This is a genomic window from Sporichthya sp. (assembly GCF_013815995.1).
Lineage (GTDB): Bacteria > Actinomycetota > Actinomycetes > Sporichthyales > Sporichthyaceae > Sporichthya.
The window spans coordinates 1-3,371 of sequence record NZ_JACDFE010000332.1 but is presented as its reverse complement, the minus strand read 5'-3'; the positions used below and the strand labels follow the sequence as shown (position 1 = coordinate 3,371).

Below are 3,371 nucleotides of genomic sequence, written 5' to 3'. Positions count from 1 at the left end.
CGCCGGGCGAGTGCGTCGGCGTCGAGCGGCGCGGGCCACTCGTACTCGCGGACGATGCCGCGCTGCGGGTTCTGGGCCTCCGGCGCCGGCTCGTCCACCCACGGCCCGCCCGGGTCCAGGCCACGGGCGTCGGTGAAGGCCCGGATCGCCGTGAGGTACTCCGACGGCCCACGCCGGCGCTTCTGCGTCGGACCCCACCAGTGCGAGGACGCCACCAGACGCGCCCGCGGGCGGGTGCACGCGACATAGGCCAGCCGGCGCTCCTCGTGCTCGGACTGCTCGCGTATCGCGTCCTCGCACGCCTTCACGGCCTTGGTGGTCCACTCGCCCACCCCGGGCAGGGCGTCGCGGTCCCCCCGCAGCGGGATCGGCATCGCATCCCCGCGCCGGGTCCACAGTGCGCGACCGCGGTTGGACGGGAACACCTTGTCGGTGACGTCGGGCAGCACGACGACGTCCCACTCCAGGCCCTTGGCCTTGTGGGCGGTCATCAGCTTCACCGAGTCGCCGGGGCCGGGCGTGGCCGAGTCCAGCCCGCGCTCGTGCTCCTCGGCGGCGCGCAGGTAGGCCAGGAACGCGGCCACCGAGGAGTCGCCCTCCAGGTCGGAGAAGGACGCCGCGACGTCGAGGAACGCGGCCAGCGACTCGCGCCGGCGGGAGGCCAGCGCGTGCGGGGCGGCGGCGATCTCCACGTCCAACCCGGTCACCGCGATCACCCGGTGCAGCAGGTCCAGCAGCGGTTCGCCGCCGTGCCGGCGCAGTTCGGCGATCTCCCGGTCCAGGGCGTCGAACCGGGCGCGGGCGGCGCCCGAGTACCCGAGGTCACCGGGGGCGGCCAGGGCGTCGGAGAGCGAGACCAGTTCGGCCAGGTCGGTGACCGCGATCGCGGTCTCCAGGCTCTTGCCGTCGCCGCGCGGCACCGCCACCAGGTCCCGGGCCCGGCGGCCGAGCAGGGCGAGGTCGCGCAGGCCGATCCGCCAGCGCGGCCCGGAGAGCAGCCGCACCATTGCGGTGTTCGCGGTGGCCTCGTCAAGAACCTCGAGTACGGCGATCACGTCGGCGACCTCGGGCAGGTGGACCAGGCCACCGAGACCGACCACCTCGACGGGGATGTCGCGGCGGGTGAGCTCGCCGTGCACCGGGCCGATGTCGCGAGTGGCCCGGACCAGGACCGCGATCTCGCGCGCCGGAACCCCGTCGGCCATCGCCGCCGCGACCTGCTCTCCGATCCAGCCGATCTCCTCGGAGTAGGTCTCGAACAGGCCGGTGCGGATCTCCCCCAGCCCCCGGGAGGCGGCCGAGGCCAGCAGCGGTTCGACGCCGGCGTGCAGGTCCCGCAGCGGCGCGGCCAGACCGTTGGCCAGGTCGAGGATCGTCTCGCCGTTGCGCCGGTTCTCCCGCAACGTGTACCGACGGGCTGGAGCTGACGAACCGTCAGGTTCCCGCCGCGCGAAGTGCTCCGGGAATTCCTCCAGGTTGGCGACGGACGCGCCGCGCCAGCCGTAGATGGCCTGGCACGGGTCGCCGACCGCGGTCACCGGGTGACCGCCGCCGAACAGGCCGACCAGCATCCGGCGCTGGGCCACCGAGGTGTCCTGGTACTCGTCCAGCAGCACGACGCGGTACTGCGCGCGCAGCGCCTCCCCCACCGGCGGGCACTGCTCGGCCAGTCGCGCACCGAGGGCCATCTGGTCGCCGAAGTCGACGAGGTCGCGCTCGGCCTTGGCCGCCCGGTACGCCTCGACCAACTCGGTGTACTCCAGGCGGCGGCGGGCCGCGGTGATCGCCTCGGCGATCTTCACGGGCGGAGCAGGATCGCCCTCGCCGGGTTCGAGCCGGGCCAGCAGGGCACGGTCGTGCGCGCGCAGGTCGTCGAGGTCGACGAGGTGCTCGGAGATCTCGCTCTCCAGGGCGAGCAGGTCGACCACGAGGTCGACCAGCCGCTTCTCCAGCGCGGGGAACGGGCCGCGGGCGCGGCAGATCACCCGGGCCGCGAGCTGGTAGCGGGCCGAGTCGGCCAGCAGCGTCGCGTGCGGCTCGACGCCGAGGCGCAGGCCGTGCTCCTCGATCAGGCGCGCGGCGAAGGAGTGGTAGGTCGCGACCGTGGGCTCGCCGACGTCCTCCCCCTCCTCGATCGCGCCCGGCGCCGGCGTCACGCCGCCCTTGGCCAGGGCCGCGCGCACGCGTTGGCCGAGTTCACCGGCCGCTTTGTTGGTGAAGGTCAGGCCGAGCACGGCGTCGGCGGGCACCTGCCCGGTGCCGACCAGCCACACCACGCGGGCGGCCATCACGGTCGTCTTGCCCGAGCCGGCACCGGCCACGATCACGGCCGGTTCGAGCGGGGCGGTGATCGCGGCCAGCTGCTCGGAGGAGTACGGGACGCCGAGAGCCTCGAGGAGGTCCTGACGGGTGTGAATCATTCGATCACCTGACGGCCCTCGGCCCGGCCACTGCAGCAGCGGCGGTACTCGCAGTTGTCGCAGCCCTCGGACGGCAGCGGGGTGAACCGCTCCGCCCGCACCCGCGTGGCCGCGGCGGCGAGCAGCTCGAGGGCCCAGGCCGGGTCGGCGGCGTCGGAGGTCGCGTCCTGCGCCCGCACGCCGGGCATCCCGTCCTTGCTGATCTGACGGAGCATCACCAGCTCGGCGCCACCGCTGGACCGGGTCGCGCCCTCGAGCGCCTCCAGCGCACCGGCCTCGACCGCGACCTGGTAGGTGGCGAGCTGGGGATGCGCGGCCGCGTCGCCCTTGGACACATCGCTCTTGCTGGTCTTGAAGTCGATCACCCGCATCCGGCCTTCGGCATCGCGTTCGACGCGGTCCAGGGACCCGCGCAGGCGCACCGGCTCCGGCTCCATCTCCACCGTGACGTCGAAGCCGACCTCGGCCCCGACCAGCTCGCGCCCGGGCCGGCCGTCGTGCCAGACCAGGAACGCCGCCAGCGCCTTGCGCGCCGCCTCCCGCTCCACGGCCGACTGCCAGGGCGCGTCGAAGGTGATCTCGGCCCACACCGTGTCCAGCCGCTTCATCAGGTCGTCCAGGTCGGTGACTCCGGTGCGCGCCACCTCCTCGGCGAGGGCGTGCAGGACGTTGCCGAAGCTCATCCGGACCGTCGGCGCGGAGTCCGCGTGCACCTCGCGGCGCAGGAACCACTGCAGCGGGCAGGTCGTGATGCCGTCGATGGTGCTGGCGGACAGGGCGAGCGGGGAGTCGGGGTCGCGGACCGGGATCTCGGACTCACTCGGTTCGACCACGCCCCACCAGCGCTCCGGGGCCGCGGACGGGATCAGCGGGCGCCCCGCGGGGTCGTGGGCGTCGGCCAGGACGGCCAGGCGCGCGGCCGCGACCTTGCGCAGCGACGCGGAGCTGGCC

2 protein-coding genes are annotated in these 3,371 nt (G+C 74.4%); both read right to left on the bottom strand.

All coding sequences use genetic code 11. The annotated features are described in order from the left end of the window. On the bottom strand, positions 1–2,420 hold a 2,420-nt coding region (locus H0X00_RS22790; protein WP_293775076.1), incomplete at its 3' end, for an ATP-dependent helicase. Next, positions 2,417–3,371: PD-(D/E)XK nuclease family protein (locus H0X00_RS22785; protein WP_293775075.1), on the bottom strand; the 955-nt coding region annotated here is incomplete at its 5' end. The genes H0X00_RS22790 and H0X00_RS22785, both read right to left, overlap by 4 nt.